The following is a 19,158-nucleotide window of genomic DNA, read 5'->3' as shown; positions in this document are numbered from 1 at the left end:
GCTTTATAAAAAATAGTTTTGATATTCTGAAATTTATAAATCAAACGAGAGCGTAAGCATATAATTATTAAAAACACTTTGAACCTGTGCTTCTTGAGAAAAATCAGTTTGATACAAAATGTTTTGTCTATCTTGTTCCATACGTTGATAAGATAGGTCTAAAGTCGTGTTCCCGAATGAAAAGCCTAGACCAAACGAATATCCAAAGGTATTATCCAAAAGTGCCTTATTAGTATAAGGACTCTCTTGCAGAAAATATCCTGCACGAAGGCTAGTGTTAAGAATCCTATACTCCCCACCAAAATTATAAGTGGCGGCGCCAGTTAGTAGGTTCGAAATATCTTGATTTTGAAGATCAAAACCATTGGACGTAAATTCCATAGCGGAAAAATCTTTATAACTATAATCGAAGCTAAGTAAACCCGAAGCTCCAAAAACATAAGCTGTACTTAAGGACACACGTCCTGGTGTTTTAAAATTATAATCTGGATAGATATTTAACACGTTTGGATCTACGAGGGCTACATCTTGACTAGCGCTAATAGTTTCTAATCTTTGTGAAAGCTCATCAGATATGTTCATCCAAGTAGGTGTGTCGTATGTAAATCCTAATCTCCACCCCTCAGTAACTTTAAATATCCCTCCAAATTGCAAAGAAATTCCGCTCCCACGAGTTCTCAATTCATTATCAAAAAATATATCATTAATTCCTGTAGGCTCTGAATTAAATTCATCGAAACGAGTAAATCTTCTATAGTCCAAAAAATGAATATTAAAATTGACTCCTAAATGAATTCTATCGCCAATCTGACCTCCGCCGTTGAGGGTATATTTACCAGAGCTACCTCTGGTTTGTTCAAAATAGTTTTGACTAAAATTATTACCAAAAACATTAGATACATAACTTGAATTTTCAGGATTTAGTGGATCTTCTGCATTGATCAAAAAAGCTTCATAACCTAAATAAGCCTGCTGAATATCAAAACTCTCCCTTTCCCCTAGGAATTGATACAAATCTCCAACACTTTCGCCTGATCTTGGTGTTAACAAATCCAATGGGACTCCCTGTGCTCTATTCAAAAAATAATCTGAAATACTTTCAGAATTATTCCCGCGAAATCTCAACTCATCATCAAAAGTATTGGTTCTATTGTATGAAAAGCCTAGAGTTAACTTATTAAACACTGCATTCTCATTATTGGTTTCAAATACGAATACAGCCCCAATTTGATTTAAATCAAAATCGGTTTCACTAGTAGAACTGAGGATTGAATTATTTCCATAAAAAGAATCATTATTAATTGATGTGAAATCTACGGACCCCGAAAATTTATTAGTTAGAAAAACAGCGGAACTTGCCGGGTTGATATTGATAGCTGAGATATCTCCGCCCAAAGCCCCAAAAGCTCCACCCATTGCTGTATATCTAGCGGTTCCATTTACTTCCTGGGTGGAAAACCTTAGAGCATCTGTGATATCTTGAGCCATCACACTGAAACTCAAAAGCATAAAAGGGATTATAAAATATTTCATCTTTAACTATTTTTGAGTTTTACATTATCTTCCACCTCGACCACCAGAGCTTCTACCCCCGCTACTTCTTCCTCCAGAACTTCTTCCACCAGAACTCCTAGATGAACCTGAACTTCTCATACCCGAGCTTCTAGATGAACCCGAGCTTCTATTTACCCCAGAACTTCGTGAAGAATTTCCTGAGGATCTTTCAGCTCTATTGGATGTAGATCTAGAAGATGAGTTCCTGTAAGTAGAATTTTGTCTTGCACTCACATTATTTGAATTTCGAATTCCAGATCTAGAATAATTGGAGGAGCTTCTAGCCCCTACATTTCTCGGGTTGTTCACTCTGTTGGAATATCTAGAAGAATTAGATCTAGAAGTCCTGCCAACATTAGACCTGTTTGACGATGCTCTAGTCACATTAGATCTTGATCTATTTGAATTTGCTCGTGAAATATTTGACCTATTGTTAGCATAATCACTTCTAGATAAGTTCCGCGATCTTGAGTTACCTCTATAAGAGTTGGCAAAGCTATTTCTTCCATAAAAACCTCCAAATCCTCCAAAGAAAGGATTACCAAATCCAGGCCCGTAGAAACCACCAAACCCTCCATAGAAACCTCCAAAAAATGGGTTACCGAATCCAAATCCTCCTCCAAAACCACCAAAGAAAGGATTACCAAAGCCGAAACCTGGGCCGTAAAATCCTCCCCAGCCTCCTCCGAATCCTCCGAAGAAAGGGTTTCCAAAACCAAAACCTCCCCAACCCATTCCGTTAAATCCGTTATCAATGTAGTTTATATTAACTTCGGTAGGATTGGTTCCCCAACCTGCATTATTTCCGTTATAAATAGGCTCTTCATAATAGCGCTCTTCCTCAGAGTAAGTTATAGTATCTGAGGCATAACCGTCTATGTCTGTAAAAACTTCATTGTTGGAGTTTCTAGCTTTAGATATCATCTGACCTTGATCAGAAAAATATTTTACGTATGTATCCGATTTTTGTTGAGGAACATTCGATGGATTAACTGTTCTTTATGGTAAATTCTGGTTAGAAACAGACCTTCTAGTCTCCGAAGGGACGCTAGATCCATAAATTCCGTCACTAGTAGAATTTACATTTCTGTAAGACGAACACGAAGTCAAGAAAACCACAGATAGCATTCCTAATAAAAATGGGGTAAAGATTTTGCTTGATTGTATCATAACTTGTGGTTTTTGTAATTACTATTATCAAATTTAGTTAGTTTTGCGCTAACTAATGTAACTATTAACACAGGTGCAACATTTGTGCCAAATGAAATAAGATGGGAAAGAGCCTAACACGTAGAGAAGAAGATTATTCTAAATGGTATAATGAAATAGTGGTAAAAGCTGATCTCGCAGAAAATTCTGCGGTGAGAGGTTGCATGACGATAAAACCATACGGATATGCCATATGGGAAAAAATACAAGCTGAACTGGACTCCAAGTTTAAAGAAACGGGTCACGAGAATGCATACTTCCCTTTATTCGTCCCAAAATCCTTATTTGAGGCTGAAGAAAAGAATGCTGAAGGTTTTGCCAAAGAGTGTGCTGTTGTGACACATTATAGATTGCAAAGTGACCCAGATCGTCCCGGTAAATTAAGAGTAGATCCTGAAGCTAAACTAGATGAAGAGTTAGTCGTAAGACCTACTTCCGAGGCCGTTATTTGGAATACGTTTAAGGGCTGGATACAGTCTTATAGAGATTTGCCCTTAAAAATCAATCAATGGGCTAACGTGGTAAGATGGGAAATGAGAACTCGTCTATTTTTAAGAACGACAGAGTTCCTTTGGCAAGAAGGTCATACAGCTCATGCTACCAAAACAGAAGCTGTTGAAGAAGCAGAACTCATCAATAATCTTTACGCAAATTTTGCCGAAAAATTTATGGCGATACCAGTCATACAAGGACTAAAATCTGAAAGCGAAAGATTTGCGGGTGCTGAGGAAACGTATTGTATAGAAGCCTTGATGCAAGATGGAAAAGCTTTGCAAGCAGGAACTTCTCACTTTCTAGGTGAAAATTTCGCAAAAGCTTTTGATGTAAAATTCACTTCAGATCAAGGCAAACAAGAATATGTATGGGCCACAAGCTGGGGAGTTTCAACACGACTTATGGGAGCTTTAGTGATGACCCACTCCGATGATAACGGGCTGGTATTACCTCCTAACTTAGCACCTATTCAGGTCGTTATCGTCCCTATTTTCAAAAATGAGGAGCAATTAGAACTCGTTAGCCAAAAAGCAAATCTTATAGCAAATGATCTTAAGTCTAAGGGAATTCGAGTGAAGTTTGATAACAGAACCACTCATAAACCAGGCTGGAAGTTTGCGGAATATGAATTAAAAGGTATTCCTTTAAGAATAGCTATTGGACCTAAAGATTTAGAAAAAGGAACTGTAGAACTAGCTCGAAGAGATACATTATCCAAATCTTTTGAAAACCAGGAAGGTTTAACAGGGGTTATAGAAAATCTTTTAAAAAATATTCAACAAGATTTATTTACCAAAGCTGAGGCTTTTAGAGATGATCATATCACTAAAGTGGATACTTTTGAAGAGTTTAAAGATGTTTTAAATTCCAAAGGAGGTTTTCTTTTCGCCCACTGGGACGGGACTTCAGAGACCGAAGAGAAGATTAAAGAGCTCACTAAAGCCACCATTAGATGCATCCCTTTAGAGCAAACAAAAGAGACTGGTAAATGTGTGTTTTCAGGAAAAGAATCTAAGCAACGCGTTTTATTTGCAAAAGCTTATTAATTTTCAGGAAAAAGATTTGTGCAATTTAAATAATTAGTTATTTTTGCACTCGCTAATTTAAGGTCCGTTCGTCTAGGGGTTAGGACGCCAGGTTTTCATCCTGGTAACAGGGGTTCGATTCCCCTACGGACTACTAATTTAAGTTCATTAATCATTATTAACGCGGTCCGTTCGTCTAGGGGTTAGGACGCCAGGTTTTCATCCTGGTAACAGGGGTTCGATTCCCCTACGGACTACTACTAAAATTTTATATTTAAAAGTTATGGCTAATCATAAATCAGCATTAAAAAGAATAAGAAGCAACGACGCTAAGCGATTAAGAAATCGCTACCAACACAAAACAGCTCGTAATGCTATCAAAAGATTAAAATCTACAGACGATAAATCTGAAGCGACCAAAAGTCTACCAGAAATCATCTCTATGATTGATAAATTGGCTAAAAAGAATATTATTCACAATAATAAAGCAGCCAACTTAAAATCACAGTTAACCAAACATGTTGCTGCGATGTAGTAGGTGAAGTCAAAAAATGTAATGGTCTCTATCCCAAGAGACCATTTTTTTTATCAAATTTTTTATTAATAATGAGTCTAAATAAATATAGATATTTAAATTTGTAAAAAAAAAGAGATGAAAAACTATTTTTATGCAGTAATTATGGTTGCTTTTGTTTTTGGTTGCAAATCAGAACCAAAAGAAGAGAAAGTTGAAGAGCTTACCGTTTATACCCACAGACATTATGAATCGGATCAAGCACTTTTTAAACTTTTTGAAAAACAAAACGACATCAAACTAAATGTAGTTAATGCGAGTGCTGACGAACTTATCCAAAAAATGAAGTTGGAAGGAAAACAATCTCCAGCAGATGTTCTTATTACGGTAGACGCGGGAAGGTTGTACAGAGCTAAGTCTGAAGGTTTGCTTCAACCTATCTCAAATAAACTCATAGACTCTATTGTCCCAGCTAATCTAAGAGATACAGATAAACAATGGGTTGGACTTACCAAAAGAGCAAGAGTGATAGCGTACTCCAAGGACAGAGTAGATCCAAAGGATTTATCGACCTACGAAGATTTAACATCTGAAAAGTGGAAAAATAAAATTCTGGTAAGAAGTTCTTCCAACATTTATAATCAATCTCTTCTAGCCTCTCTAATATCTAATCGTGGTAATGATTTTGCTGAAAATTGGGCCAATGGTTTGGTTGAAAATATGGCGAGAACACCAAAAGGGAATGACAGAGATCAAGTGAAGGCCGTGGCTAATAACGAAGGAGACCTTGCTATAGTAAATACCTACTATATCGGAAAACTCTTAAACTCTGAAGATGAAAGTGAGCTAGAAGCTGGAAATAGTGTAGGTATATTCTTCCCTAACCAAGATACATCAGGAACTCATGTTAATGTGAGTGGTATTGGTGTTGCTAAGTATGCCCCCCACAAAGAAAATGCGATAAAATTTATAGAGTTCCTTCTACAGGAAGAAGCTCAAAAAATATTCGCAGGATCAAATTATGAATACCCAATTAACAAAAATGTTGAACCCGCAAAAATTCTTAAAGACTGGGGAAGTTTCAAAGAAGACACTCTTCAATTGAATGAGTTGGGAGAAAATAATAAAGAAGCTGTCATCATATTTGATAAAGTAGGTTGGAAATAAATAGCCCTTGAAAATAACTGACAGATTTTATAAATTTAAAAGAGACCTTAATAAATGGTCTCTTTTCTTGGTTTTAATAGTTGCTGCAGTAGCTATTCCCATATTAACGGTCATCTTCAAACTTTTTGATGGACCAGGGGAAAGCTGGACACATATTGTAAATTATGTCCTTCTAGATTATTTAGTAAACTCATTTGTACTTTCCCTTTTATGCTCTGTATTCGTTATCGTTTTTGGAGTCACAACTGCTTGGTTAGTCTCTAGGTTTGAATTTCCATTTAGAAAACAATTAGAATGGTTATTAATCTTACCGCTTTCGGTGCCAGCTTATATTATGGCTTACTCTTATGCTGGCATATTTGGCTATTCTGGATTATTTTCTGATGCTGTTGGACTATTGGGTATTGAAAACTTCAGTATTGACTTTATGAACATATATGGCTTGTCCTTTGTCTTAAGTATATCTTTATTCCCTTATGTCTACGTAAGTAGCAGAACTTTTTTCTTAGCACAAGCGACCAATTTACTTGAAGCCTCAAGGATGCTGGGCATCACTGAATTTAAATCATTTTTCAAATTAATTCTTCCTTTAGCTCGCCCTGCTATTATTGCTGGACTGGTTTTAGTATTAATGGAAGTTTTAAATGATTATGGAGCTGCAAGCTATTATGGCGTAAGTACATTTACAACGGGTATTTTTAGATCCTGGTTCTCTCTTGGAGAACCTGAAACAGCCATCTATTTGTCAGCTATACTTTTGGTCCTCGTTTTTGGACTCATCATTTTTGAAAAATGGCAAAGACGACACATAAAATTCACTTCGGCTAAATCCTCAAAACAACAGCATAATTCAAGAATAAAGCCCACAAAAAGAAAACAATTAGTCTTTAGCCTCATCTGCCTTTTACCTGTTTTTATAGGTTTTTTTCTGCCTGTAACGCAATTGCTTTTCTGGGTTTCACAAACCTTCACTAAGGTGTGGAGTACAGATTTTATCGGAATAACCTTACAAAGTTTTGGTATCGCTTTCCTGACTTCTTTGATGACGGTTTTGATCGCTCTGCTCCTACTATTCTTCTCCAAATGGAATAAAATTGGTTTTTTAAAGACCACCTCAAAACTAGGTGTTATGGGATATGCCATACCTGGAACTATTATCGCTATTGGCGTCCTAATTCCAAGTATTTATTTAGATAAATGGCTTATAGAGCAAGGAATTACTTCAAAACTAATTTTGAATGCGACTCTTATCGCCCTGGTATATGCCTACGTGGTAAGATTCTTAGCTGTTGCTTATCAACCTCTGGAATCTTCAAGTCTCAAAATTGATAGAAGCTTATCCGATTCCTCTAAAGTTTTGGGCAAAGGAAATTTTAAAACATTTTTTAAAATAGAATTTCCTCTTATAAGGGCAGGTTTACTCAGTGCATTTATTTTAGTATTTATAGATATCTTGAAGGAGCTACCTTTAACCCTTATTATGAAGCCTTATAATGTAAATACCCTGGCTGTAAAAGCTTTTGAATATGCGAGCGATGAAATGGTAAGATCTGCTGCTCTTCCATCTCTTTTAATAATATTAACGGCTTTAATCCCCGCTATTTTTTTAAATAAATTACTTTTGAAGAATGCAAACAACTCTTAACATAAAAAACCTTACTAAATCCTTCGATCAAGGAAAGGTAAAAGCTTTGGACGATGTCAACTTTTTTGTCAACAAAGGAGATATATGTGCAGTTGTTGGTGAAAGTGGGAGTGGAAAAACAACCTTAATTCGACTTATTGCAGGATTAGAAGAATTAGATTCTGGTGAAATTCATATTGAAAATAAACTGGTGGCCTCAATAAAGAAAAACATAGCTCCAGAGAAAAGAGATGTTGGTATGGTCTTTCAAGAATATGCACTTTTCCCACATCTTTCAGTTTTGGAAAACGTTGTTTATGGGATTAAAACCTCAAAAGCTAAGAAAGAAAGAGCTTTGGAAACCTTAGAACTCGTTGGTCTAAAAGGCTACGAAAAACGCTATCCACATGAATTATCTGGAGGGCAACAACAACGAGTAGCCCTAGCTAGAGCTTTAGCGCCTAAGCCTTCTGTTTTAATATTGGATGAGCCCTTTAGCAATCTAGATGCTATGATGCGGTATCACTTGAGAAATGAGGTCTTTAATATTATAAAAAAAACAGGGGTCACTGCAATTTTCGTTACGCATGATACTCAGGATGCGCTAGCTGTTGCCGATGAGATTTTGATTTTACAAAATGGTAAATTAGTCCAAAAGGACGAAGCTTCTGAATTGTATAAAAAACCCCAATCTATCTATGTCGCCTCTCTATTTGGAAATACCGTTCAGCTCAATAAAGGCTTACAAACTGCTTTTAAATGTCCATTAAAAGAAGATTGTTGTCACGCGATAAGAAATGAAAATCTTACAGTTAATAAGGACTGTGACTATGTTTCTGAAGCTGAGATTTTAAAGAGAACTTTTCTTGGCACTCATTCTCAATTACTCCTCAAGTTAGACAACGGAGAGCATTTAACAGTGGTAACGAATGAACCTGTTCTGGGGAAAACTATTAAAATTGGTTTCAATTCCAAGGACGTGTTAGCTTTCGATGAATAATACCACTATTGCCCTCTAAAGAAAATCACAGTACTTATAGTTTTTAGAAAGATTCTTAGGTCTAAAAACACACTTCGATGCTTTATGTAGTAAAGATCGTACTGTAGTTTTTCAATCATATCCTCATCAGAATTGGCGTACTTTGCATTCACTTGAGCCCATCCTGTAAGGCCTGGTTTTATCACTTGACGGACTTCATAAAAGGGAATATTTTTAGATAAGCTTTCTACAAACTCGGGCCGCTCTGGTCTTGGACCAATTAAACTCATGTCTCCAATAAGGACATTATAAAATTGAGGAATCTCATCCAATCGTGTTTTCCTCAGAAACTTCCCAAATTTAGTAATACGAATATCACCTTTAGAGGCAAGCTGGGCTCCGTCTGCTTCAGCATTTTTTACCATGGTACGTAACTTAACGATATAAAATTCCATCCCAGATTTCCCCATCCTTAGTTGTTTATAAAATAAACTACCTCTATTGGCCATGAGGTTAGCAATTAAAATGAAGGGAATGATAAGTGTGCAAAACAGCAAACCCACCAGACTTATAAGGATATCGACTACTCGATAATACAAAAGATACAATCTGTTTTGATTACTCCTACTGAAGGGGAAATAGAAGTAAAAATCATTATTTATTTGTTGAACAGGAACTTTACTGGTTATTTCTTCGTAAACATATGCATACGCTTTAATTGGGAATCCCGTTTTTAAAAGAGGGACTAAAGCCTGGTATAATTCTGCACTCAAGCCATCAAAAGAATTCGCTACAACAATTTCGCTTACACCTTTTTCAATCACGATACTTTTGAGATCCTCTATTTTATAGGATTCAAATAGTTTAGAGGTTTTATTTTTTAAGGAAATAAAGCCTTTAATCTCATAATTAGGATCGTTTTGGAGCAAATCTTGACCTAATTTATCAATTTCAAATTCATCGCCAACAATAAGTACGCGCTTAAAAAATCTAGGAGAAGCTATTAATCCGATGTAAAGAAATCTCCAAACAATGAGTGTCGATAGGATAATTCCAAAAAAATATAAAATTTGAAACCGATTGTCTGGAAGAGGTGGTGAAAGGATTGGTGTTAACAGAAAAAAGAGCGTAACAAGCAGACAAGTTAAGGTCACATTTTTGATCGTCGCTTTTCTAGATTCTGCTTTTTGAAGGTCGTAAATTTCGAAAACAGTTCCAAAAAGTAGAACATAAAAACCAAGTGTAAGCAACCAAATCCAAACACTGGACTTGAAGGGAAAATAAGTAAACTTAAAGCTTTCTGTGGTCAGATAAAGTGCTAACCATACGAATAGCACGTCAAAAACTCTTAGTAATACCTTTCGCTCAGATATTTCAAAATGAGTAGTTGGATTAGTTTTCATTTATTTAGAATGACTAAGAGCAAATTTATAAAAAGATATCAATAATAGTCTACGGATGGAATTTACTTTTTATACCAAATTAAATTTATAATGTCGTATAAATAAATTGAATTATACTCCGCCTTAGCTCAGCACAGGTTTTTTGATTGATTGAAATTAAAAATAATTAGCATAGCCTTAGCTACGATAATTTTTTTTTATAAAAAACAGGCGAAAAAGAAACAATTTATTGCGACATTATATGTTTAATTTGGTATCAAACCTTGTTTTGATTAAATTCTTTTTGAAACCCTCATTTTTAAACTAAATTTGAAAAAAAATTATATTGAAAACTATACTTTTAGCTGTTGCTTCAGGTTTGCTCCTTGCCTTAAGCTGGCCAACAAATGGATGGAGTGTATTGAGTTTTATTGGTTTCGTCCCTTTACTTTTTGCTGAATTTACTATTAGAACAACTCATACTCAAAGAACAAACCTCAAAGTTTTTGGCCATGCGTATTTAGGTTTTCTCCTTTGGAATAGCATTACCACCTTTTGGCTTTACTACTCAACACCGTTTGGGGGGATTTTCGCCATACTTGCTAACTCCTTATTGATGAGTCTTGTCTTTTTGGTCTATCATATTGTTGCAAAACGCGTTGCTTTTACAGCGGCTTCCTCGTTTTTTGTGGTGTTATGGCTCAGTTTCGAAAAACTGCATTTGGGCTGGGAATTTTCATGGCCTTGGTTAAATTTAGGAAATGTATTTGCAAATGATATCTTATTAATACAATGGTATGAGTATACGGGTACTTTTGGTGGTAGCCTTTGGATTTTAGCAAGTAATTTCATTCTCTTAAAAGGGCTTATTCTTTATTTACAACATAAAGATTCAAAAATTATAGTAAGCAGTGGAATAAGACTTGCTCTGCTTATAGGGATCCCTATCGTTATTAGCCTTCTTCTAAAACCCGAAACTAGTGTTGATAGTAGTATCGAAACTATTGTCCTTCAACCCAATATAGATCCTTATACTGAAAAATATAATACAAATGATCAAGGAATTTCTAAAGATTTAATAGACCTAACTCAACCTCTATTGAACAAAAACCCACAGCTGCTTATCGCTCCAGAAACTGTCTTTGCTGAAGGCACAGAAATTACAAGCTATACCTATTCTGAAGCTCGAAGGTTTTCAAAACTCTTACTCGATAAAAACGATCAACTCAATTTACTTTTTGGAATTTCTATGTATGAATTGCTAAAAAAAGAAGCTGACTTATCTCCTCAAAGCAATTTTTTAAGAAAAGGGCTTTGGTTTAATGATTACAACAGCGCTGTTTTTGAAAAAATGGGTTCTGAGACTCAATTTTATCATAAATCCAAGCTTGTTGTGGGCGTAGAAAACTTCCCTTATCAGTCTACCCTTAAACCTATACTTGGAAATATTATGATAGACCTTGGTGGTACGGTCGCTATGAAAACCACCCAGCCAGAACGTAGCGTTTTTACACTGAATACAGGCTTCAGTGTTGCTCCCATTATTTGTTATGAATCTGTATATGGCGAATTTGTGAATGGTTATGTGAAAAATGGCGCAAATGCCCTAGCCATTATAACCAATGATGCTTGGTGGGATGAAACTCAAGGTCATCAACAACACTGGAGTTATGCACGATTAAGAGCTATTGAAACGCGACGTGCTGTGGCAAGAAGTGCAAATACTGGAATTTCCGGTTTCATAGATAAGGACGGTGAAATTATCAAAAAATCAATCTATGATGAAAAAACAGCACTGACTTACAATTTACCACTTTATGAAGGACAAACGTTCTACGTTAAACATGGGGATTACATACCACGTATAGCAAACTTTTTAGCCTTGTTTATTTTGCTTTTCGGAGTCACCCGAAGAAGAAAATAAATCAGCTTATCTTTTGCAAAGCTAGGGACAATAAGATGTAGACAAAAATTATGATAGGAATGGCAACAAATTGAAGGGTCACCAATAAAATGATACTTAAAACAACAATAAGATACCTATACCAATTTTCAGAAAGCTTTAGATTTGTAACCTTTAAAGCAAACAGTTTAAGCTCTGCATTTAAAAGTAAAACGCTCATCACTGATATCGCTATAAGAAAATAGGTATTTTGAATTAATTCTGATAAAAAAGAATTGGGATGATAGTCCAAAATAAGTCCGAAGCTGAGGATTAAAAGAGCATTGGCTGGAGTCGGCAGCCCTATAAAACTATCCGTTTGTCGATCATCGATATTAAACTTAGCAAGTCTATAAGCTGAACCCAAGGTAATAATTAGACCTATAAAGACAACCCAGCTGGTTTCGGTAGAAAAAAAAGTGAGATTAGATGCTGACGGATTTAAGGACTTAAACAGAAGTTGACACATAACTAGTCCCGGAACTAAGCCACTAGTGACCATATCTGCTAATGAGTCCAATTGTAAACCCAAATCGCTTTTTACTTTCAAAGCCCTAGCTGCTAAACCATCAAAAAAGTCGAAGAAAATTCCAATGCAAACAAATATAGTTGCTGCAACCAAATTATCTTGAACCGCAAATACTGTCGCCATGCACCCCGACAATAAATTGAGAAGCGTTATAAAGTTTGGGATTTGTTTTTTAATCATATTTTCAATAACTATCTAGATTCAATGCAATAAGAAAAAGCAAAATAAGTTTTAATATTATTAAATATAGCATCTTTGCTAAAAAAATTATCGCATTGAATAGGCTTATCCTTACATTAACTCTTGCATTGTCGTGTTCAGTTTTTTCACAAACTGCAAAATATTCTAATGAATTTCTGAACATAGGCGTAGATGCGGCTTCATTTGGTATGGCAAATGCGGTAACTGCAACCACTAATGACGTTAATTCTGGGTATTGGAATCCTGCGGGTTTGGTCAATCTAAAAGATAATCAAGTCTCGGCTATGCATGCCAATTATTTTGCAAACATTGCTACTTACAATTATATAGCTGGAGCAATGCCTATAGACAGCAAAAGTGCTGTGGGGTTTAGTATTATCCGCTTTGGTGTGGACGACATCTTAAACACTACGCAACTCATTGACGATCAAGGCAATATCGACTACAACAGAATAAGTTTATTTTCTACTGCAGATTATGCCTTTACCCTATCTTATGCTAGGAATTTACCTTTGGAGGGATTTTCATATGGAGTAAATGCTAAAGTAATAAGAAGAGTTATCGGTGATTTTGCACAAGCCTGGGGATTTGGTTTTGACGCAGGGATCCAATTTCAACGAAAGAGTTGGTTTTTTGGTGTTATGGCTAGGGATATCACCACGACGTACAACACTTGGACTTTTGATGATGATGAGTTGGCCACTATCCAAGGTGCCATCGATGGACAAAACCAAACCACACCTGAGGCGACTGAAATCACACTGCCTAAACTTCAACTGGGTATTGCTAAAACCACCAGTATTCACAGAGATTTTGATCTTACTACGTCCTTGAATATGGACTTTCGCTTTGCAGAGACCAATGATATTATTTCTTCTGGATCTATGAGTGCTACCCCCGCTTTTGGCTTTGAAGTAGACTACATCAAACTAGTGTATTTAAGAGGTGGTGTTGGTAATTTTCAAAACCTTGAATCCCTTGGTGGTGAGGGAACCAACATTGGCTTCCAACCTAATTTTGGAGTGGGATTTCGGTATAAAGGAATTCAAATTGACTATGCCCTTACCGATATTGGAGACCAAAGCCTTGCCTTATATTCCAATGTTTTTTCTTTAAAGCTGGATTGGTCCGTATTTAGGTAAAAGTTTAAGTCTCTAATTTACAGATCAATAAATAGATAATTACATTAAATTTGTGATATTAGCGTATATTTAACATAATTTAACCTTTAAATAAAAAGTTAAATATTTAGTTTAGCTATTGGCTAATTCATATAAACACAAAACATGAAAACAAAGTTAAATGGAATTCTAACACTATTTTTAGTGTTACTTGTGCAAATTACGTTTGCACAAGCGAAAACAGTTACCGGAACGGTGACCGACGACTCTGGGTTACCCCTGCCAGGAGCAAACGTATTAATAAAGGGGACAACCCAAGGAACTCAAACTGATTTTGATGGAAATTATTCCATTGAGGCAGAGAACAAACAAGAATTAGTCTTTACTTATATCGGTTTTGCAACTAAAACCGTAAAAGTAGGTGGCAACTCAGTTATTAACGTACAGATGGAAACTGGTGAATCACTAGATGAGGTGGTTATAACTGCTTTAGGGATTAAATCCAATCCTAGGTCTCTAACTTATGCTGCGGAAACTGTAACATCAGAAGATATTGAAAACACTGGGGAAACAAACTTAGTAAATTCTCTATCTTCTAAAGCTGCAGGTGTTAGTGTTGTAAGCTCTTCAGGGTCTGTTGGGGCATCTTCCAATATTCGTATTCGAGGAAACACCTCTATAGGTAGGTCGAACTCTCCTCTTTTTATAATCGATGGAGTTCCTATAGACAATTCAAGTAGTGGTAACGGTGTCGGTGGCGTTGATTCTTCAAACAGAGCTATCGATATTAATCAAACGGATATTGAATCTATAGAAATTTTAAAAGGAACTGCCGCTCAAACACTTTACGGGCTTAGAGCAGCTAATGGAGTAGTGCTTATTACTACTAAAAAAGGAAAAGTTGGTGCTCCAAGAGTGACCGTATCTTCTTCCTATCAATTTAGTAATGTGAACCAGCTTCCTGATTTACAAAGCGAATTTGCACAAGGTCGACCAGTAGGGGGTGTTGCTACTTATAGAGGTCCAGAAACCCAAGATGGCTTTAGTTGGGGTCCAAGGATTTCATCTTTAGAATTTGATGGTGATAGCTCATATCCTTTCGATAGAAATGGTGGATTAGTACCAGAAGGCACTGGAAACGGGCAACCTGCAAATGCTTATGATCAGTACGATTTTTTCACTACTGGTGTAGTAAAAGATAATAGCGTATCGGTAAGAGGTGGAACTGAGAAAATTAAATATTATATTTCTGGAGGACAATTAGATCAAACAGGAGTTTCCCCTAAAGAGCAATTTTCAAGAACATCTTTTAGGACTAATATTTCAGCCAATTTGAGAGATGATTTCAAGATTTCTGCTAATGCTAATTATATTAACTCTGGAGGTCGAAGAGTACAAAGAGGCTCAAACGTTTCAGGAATAATGCTTGGTTTGGCAAGAACTACTCCTACATTTGATAACGGAAATGGATTAACAGGAAGAGATGCTGCTGATACGCCTTCAACTTACATATTTCCTGATGGAACTCAGAGAAGTTATAGAAATGGTGTTTATGATAACCCGTATTGGACAGTTTCTGAAAATCCTTCGTTCGACGATGTAAAACGATTTATTGGTAAATTATCTTTTGAATACAAGCCATTCGAATGGGCAACAGTTCAGGGAACCTTAGGTTATGACCAATATTCAGATAAGAGGAAACAAGGGGTCAACATTAATTCAGCTGGCAACCCTCAAGGCCAAGTTTTAAATCGAACTATATTTAATGAGGACATTAACACTCAGCTTTTATTTATAACAGAGAAAAAAATAAATGAAAAATGGGATTTCAATGGTGTCTTAGGTTATGACGGTTTTAAAACAGAAGCTCAATTCGATGATGTCACTGGATTAGGGATGACAATTCCGGGATTTTTTATAATATCGAACACAGCTACACAAGTTGTTTCAGAATCTGTAAGCAGAAGACAACTTGATGCGGTATTAGCAGATGCTAGATTTGCTTATGATAACACTTTCTTTATAAATGGTACATTTAGAAATGACTGGTCATCAACACTACCTGAAAACAATAACTCATTTCAATCCTATAGTTTTGGTTCAAGTTTTGTTTTTACAGAACTTTTTGACAGTGGAGATATGAATTATGGTAAAATAAGAGGCTCATACGGTAAAACCGGTAATGATGCTCCTTTATACTCTACACTTACCTATTACAATGCGGCAGCTTCAGGTGGTGACGGATTTATTGATGACAATCAATTTCCTATTTTTTCAACAGTAGCTTTTGAAAGAGGATCTTTATTAGGTAATGATAATATAACCCCTGAAACAACTGAAGAATTTGAAGTAGGTGCTGAATTCAACTTCTACGATTCTCGAATAAAATTTGATATTGCTTATTATAATAAGACTACAGAAGATCAAATAATTCAAGTCGATCAACCTGCGGTTACAGGTTTCACAAATAGAACTGTAAATGCAGGAATTATAGAGAATATAGGTTGGGAGATAACTTCATCTTTAAAGCCGATAGTCGGAGATAATTTTAATTGGGATATTGATGTTAACTGGACTACATTTGAAAATACTGTAAAAGAGTTGGCTCCAGGCGTAGAATCTATTCTCTTAGCAGGGTTCACATCAACCTCTAGTAGGGTGATCGCTGGTGAATCTTATGGAGCGCTATTCGGATCAAAATTTTTAAGGAATGATAATGGAGAAGTCCTAATAGACGACAGCGGATTTCCAGTTGTAGATCCTGAAAATGGAATTGTAGGAGATCCAATACCTGATTTTACAATGGGGATTAGAAATACATTTTCTTACAAGGACTTTACATTATCAGCCTTACTTGACATTAGACAGGGTGGAGATGTATGGTGTGGAACTTGTGGTATAATTGATTATTTTGGTTCATCTCAAGCAACAGCAGAACAGAGAGGTATTACTGATTTTGTTTTCGATGGAGTAAATCAAACCACAGGACAACCCAATTCTACAGAAGTTGCTTTAGCTGACCCTGCAAATGGTCTTGGAGCTAATAGGTGGGTAAGATACGGGTTCGGAGGAGTATCTGAAGATTATATTTATGATTCTTCATGGGTAAGACTTAGAGAAGCCTCGCTTACTTATTCATTACCAAATAAGTTTCTTGATAAAACTTTTCTTACAGGTGGTTCTTTAACTGTTACAGGAAGAAATCTTTTCTTAATAACTGATTATCCAGGTGTTGATCCTGAAACAAATTTAACAGGAGCTTCGAATGGTATTGGATTAGATTATTTCAACCAACCTAACACTAAGGGTTACGCAGTAACTGTTAGACTTAATTTTTAATAATATTATAATCATGAAATACTTTAAAAGACATATAACAAAACTCACACTAATTTTGGTTGTGATACTAACAGCTTGTGAGTATGACTCTACCAATAATGATCCAACAAGACCAGGTGGAGAAAATGTGCCATTAGTTGCAATAGTTCCTGCAATGCAAACACAGACTCATAGAAACATAGGTGCTGTTTTAGGACGGTATGGTGGTATACTTACTCAGCAGTGGCAAGGAGTAGATGCTCAACAATTAGGTTATACTTCTTATGTAATCGGAGAAAATGACACCAGCAATCCTTGGGATTTTGGATTGTACACAGGATCGATGAGAGATGCTGTAGATATAATTGAAAGAGCTACAACTCAAGAAAATTTTAATACAAGAGGAGTTGCAAAAGTATACCTTGCTATCAATCTTGGCATAGCTACAAACGCATGGGGAAACGTTCCATACTCAGAAGCTTTTTTAGGTGCAGAAAATTTATCACCCAAATATGATGACCAAGAAGAATTATATACTGTAATTTTAGATTTGTTAGATCAAGCTATAAGTGATCTTGAGGCCAATGATCCAGTTGGAATCCAAGGAGATTTAATTGGCGCTACTCCCAATCAATGGATTGCTACTGCTCATGCATTGAAAGCAAGATTCTACATTCAATTAACTAGCAGATCTACTTCAGCAGCTCAAAATGCATTGACAGAAATTAATCTTGCTATGAGTAGTAATGATGGTCAACTTAACTTCCTTTTTGAAAATTCGCAAAATGGAGGACACCCACTTGCTCTATTTGGTTTTCAAAGACCAAATACGATGATCATCGGTGATTTCTTTGCCGATTTAATGACAAATGATCCCAGACAGCCATTGTATATGGTTGAAGATGACGGGGGTAATTTTCTTTACTTTAGCGATGATGATCCTGATTTGGTTTGGAGTAAATTAAATAGTGCATCGCCTGTAATTAGTTATGCTGAAGTAAAATTTATTGAAGCTGAGGCCACAGAAAGAAACGGAGACGGAGAATTTATAATGAAAGAAGCCATTAGAGCAAATATGGAATATCTTTCAGTACCAACTGCTGATATAGATACATACATTGCTAGTATAACTTTTAATGGTATTGAAACTATTATGATTGAAAAGTATAAAGCTATGTATGGTCAAGCTCCTATTCAGGTATGGAATGATTTCAGAAGAACAGGATTTCCAGAGTTAACTCCAAATCCAGATGGTGTAAACGGAAATAATCCGTCTGGAATAGTACCAAGAAGATTGCTTTATCCTATAACGGAAAGACAATCTAATCCAGATGCATATGAGGAAGCAATTCAAGCACAAGGAGGTCATTTATTAGACGATGATATTTGGGTTTTCCCAATTCAATAGTTAATTATTATTTTAAAACAAAAGCTGCTAGAAAAATCTAGCAGCTTTTTTTGTATTAAAATTGTCACGTCCTAATATAGCGATACACTAAAACCCTAGTGTTATGCAAACATCAGTAAAAAGTGAGCATGCCAAGCGTACTCAAAAAATTACTCGATTTCTTTTAATCTTCAAATAGTCGAAGCAATTGAATCTGGTCAATTTGGACTTTTGATGATGCCGAGATAGCCACTATCCAAGGTGCCATCGATGGACAAAACCAAACCACACCTGAGGCGACTGAAATTACACTGCCTAAACTTCAACTTGGCATTGCTAAAACCACCAGTATTCACAGAGATTTTGATCTTACTACGTCCTTGAATATGGACTTTCGCTTTGCAGAAACCAATGATATTATTTCCTCTGGATCTATGAGTGCTACTCCCGCTTTTGGTTTTGAAGTTGACTATATCAAGCTAGTGTATTTAAGAGGCGGTGTTGGTAATTTTCAAAATCTTGAATCCCTTGGTGGTGAGGGAACCAACATTGGCTTCCAACCCAATTTTGGAGTGGGATTTCGGTATAAAGGAATTCAAATTGACTATGCCCTTACCGATATTGGAGACCAAAGCCTTGCCTTATATTCCAATGTTTTTTCTTTAAAGCTGGATTGGTCCGTATTTAGGTAAAAAGTAAACTACTCGTTTC

14 protein-coding genes, 2 tRNA genes and 1 pseudogene are annotated in these 19,158 nt (G+C 36.0%); 12 read left to right on the top strand and 5 right to left on the bottom strand.

All coding sequences use genetic code 11. From position 1 onward, the window contains the following. Positions 1-33: 33 nt before the first annotated feature. From PGOND44_RS02580 to PGOND44_RS15800, 3 genes are all read right to left on the bottom strand, one after another. Positions 34-1,533, bottom strand: coding sequence for an OmpP1/FadL family transporter (locus PGOND44_RS02580; RefSeq protein ID WP_003436305.1), 1,500 nt, complete (start codon positions 1,531-1,533; stop codon positions 34-36). 24 nt (positions 1,534-1,557) lie between these two features. After that, positions 1,558-2,478, bottom strand: a complete 921-nt coding sequence (locus PGOND44_RS02575) for a hypothetical protein (protein ID WP_003436297.1) — start codon at positions 2,476-2,478, stop codon at positions 1,558-1,560. Positions 2,479-2,553: 75 nt separating this feature from the next. Further along, entirely contained in the window at positions 2,554-2,724 is a 171-nt protein-coding gene (locus PGOND44_RS15800) for a hypothetical protein (protein ID WP_236611956.1), read from the bottom strand. A gap of 101 nt (positions 2,725-2,825) precedes the next feature. On the opposite strand from PGOND44_RS15800, the gene proS reads away from it, so the two are divergent. From proS to PGOND44_RS02540, 7 genes are all read left to right on the top strand, one after another. Next, positions 2,826-4,304, top strand: a complete 1,479-nt coding sequence (gene proS, locus PGOND44_RS02570) for a proline--tRNA ligase (RefSeq protein WP_003436295.1) — start codon at positions 2,826-2,828, stop codon at positions 4,302-4,304. A 61-nt stretch (positions 4,305-4,365) separates the two neighbouring features. Continuing rightward, positions 4,366-4,437 (top strand) — tRNA-Glu (locus tag PGOND44_RS02565). A gap of 31 nt (positions 4,438-4,468) precedes the next feature. After that, a tRNA-Glu gene (locus PGOND44_RS02560) sits at positions 4,469-4,540 on the top strand. Between the two features lie 26 nt (positions 4,541-4,566). Continuing rightward, the gene (gene rpsT, locus PGOND44_RS02555; RefSeq protein ID WP_003436294.1) at positions 4,567-4,818 is read left to right on the top strand and encodes a 30S ribosomal protein S20; all 252 of its coding nucleotides are present in this window, start codon (positions 4,567-4,569) and stop codon (positions 4,816-4,818) included. Between the two features lie 117 nt (positions 4,819-4,935). Further along, a complete protein-coding gene (locus PGOND44_RS02550; protein ID WP_003436291.1) occupies positions 4,936-5,964 on the top strand; it encodes a Fe(3+) ABC transporter substrate-binding protein in 1,029 nt (342 codons plus the stop codon). A 7-nt stretch (positions 5,965-5,971) separates the two neighbouring features. Beyond that, positions 5,972-7,609 (top strand): ABC transporter permease, encoded by a 1,638-nt coding sequence (locus tag PGOND44_RS02545; protein WP_003436289.1) that lies wholly within the window; start codon positions 5,972-5,974, stop codon positions 7,607-7,609. Then, positions 7,593-8,588: an ABC transporter ATP-binding protein gene (locus PGOND44_RS02540; RefSeq protein WP_003436286.1), complete on the top strand. Its 996-nt coding sequence runs from the start codon at positions 7,593-7,595 to the stop codon at positions 8,586-8,588. Before PGOND44_RS02545 ends, PGOND44_RS02540 begins: the two co-directional genes overlap by 17 nt. A 5-nt stretch (positions 8,589-8,593) precedes the next feature. On the opposite strand, the gene PGOND44_RS02535 is transcribed toward PGOND44_RS02540, so the two are convergent. Continuing rightward, a complete protein-coding gene (locus PGOND44_RS02535; RefSeq protein WP_003436283.1) occupies positions 8,594-9,970 on the bottom strand; it encodes a sugar transferase in 1,377 nt (458 codons plus the stop codon). Between the two features lie 325 nt (positions 9,971-10,295). On the opposite strand from PGOND44_RS02535, the gene lnt reads away from it, so the two are divergent. Continuing rightward, positions 10,296-11,873 (top strand): apolipoprotein N-acyltransferase, encoded by a 1,578-nt coding sequence (lnt, locus tag PGOND44_RS02530; RefSeq protein ID WP_003436280.1) that lies wholly within the window; start codon positions 10,296-10,298, stop codon positions 11,871-11,873. Between the two features lies 1 nt (position 11,874). Here the strand turns inward: lnt and PGOND44_RS02525 are convergent, their stop codons facing one another. Further along, a complete protein-coding gene (locus PGOND44_RS02525; RefSeq protein ID WP_003436278.1) occupies positions 11,875-12,600 on the bottom strand; it encodes a CDP-alcohol phosphatidyltransferase family protein in 726 nt (241 codons plus the stop codon). A gap of 95 nt (positions 12,601-12,695) precedes the next feature. On the opposite strand from PGOND44_RS02525, the gene PGOND44_RS02520 reads away from it, so the two are divergent. The 4 genes and pseudogenes from PGOND44_RS02520 to PGOND44_RS16120 form a co-directional block, all read left to right on the top strand. Then, positions 12,696-13,763, top strand: a complete 1,068-nt coding sequence (locus PGOND44_RS02520; RefSeq protein WP_003436277.1) for a putative type IX sorting system protein PorV2 — start codon at positions 12,696-12,698, stop codon at positions 13,761-13,763. Between the two features lie 144 nt (positions 13,764-13,907). Continuing rightward, complete coding sequence (locus PGOND44_RS02515; protein WP_003436275.1) at positions 13,908-17,081, top strand: SusC/RagA family TonB-linked outer membrane protein; 3,174 nt, start codon at positions 13,908-13,910, stop codon at positions 17,079-17,081. A 13-nt stretch (positions 17,082-17,094) separates the two neighbouring features. Next, positions 17,095-18,468: a SusD/RagB family nutrient-binding outer membrane lipoprotein gene (locus PGOND44_RS02510; protein ID WP_003436273.1), complete on the top strand. Its 1,374-nt coding sequence runs from the start codon at positions 17,095-17,097 to the stop codon at positions 18,466-18,468. A gap of 194 nt (positions 18,469-18,662) precedes the next feature. Then, a pseudogene (locus PGOND44_RS16120) lies at positions 18,663-19,139 on the top strand (hypothetical protein); the annotation flags it as partial. Positions 19,140-19,158 lie beyond the last annotated feature (19 nt).

The organism is Psychroflexus gondwanensis ACAM 44 (assembly GCF_000355905.1).
In the GTDB taxonomy this organism is placed as follows: domain Bacteria; phylum Bacteroidota; class Bacteroidia; order Flavobacteriales; family Flavobacteriaceae; genus Psychroflexus; species Psychroflexus gondwanensis.
Note: the sequence above shows the minus strand (reverse complement) of the source record. Positions and strands in the feature narration are given on the sequence as shown.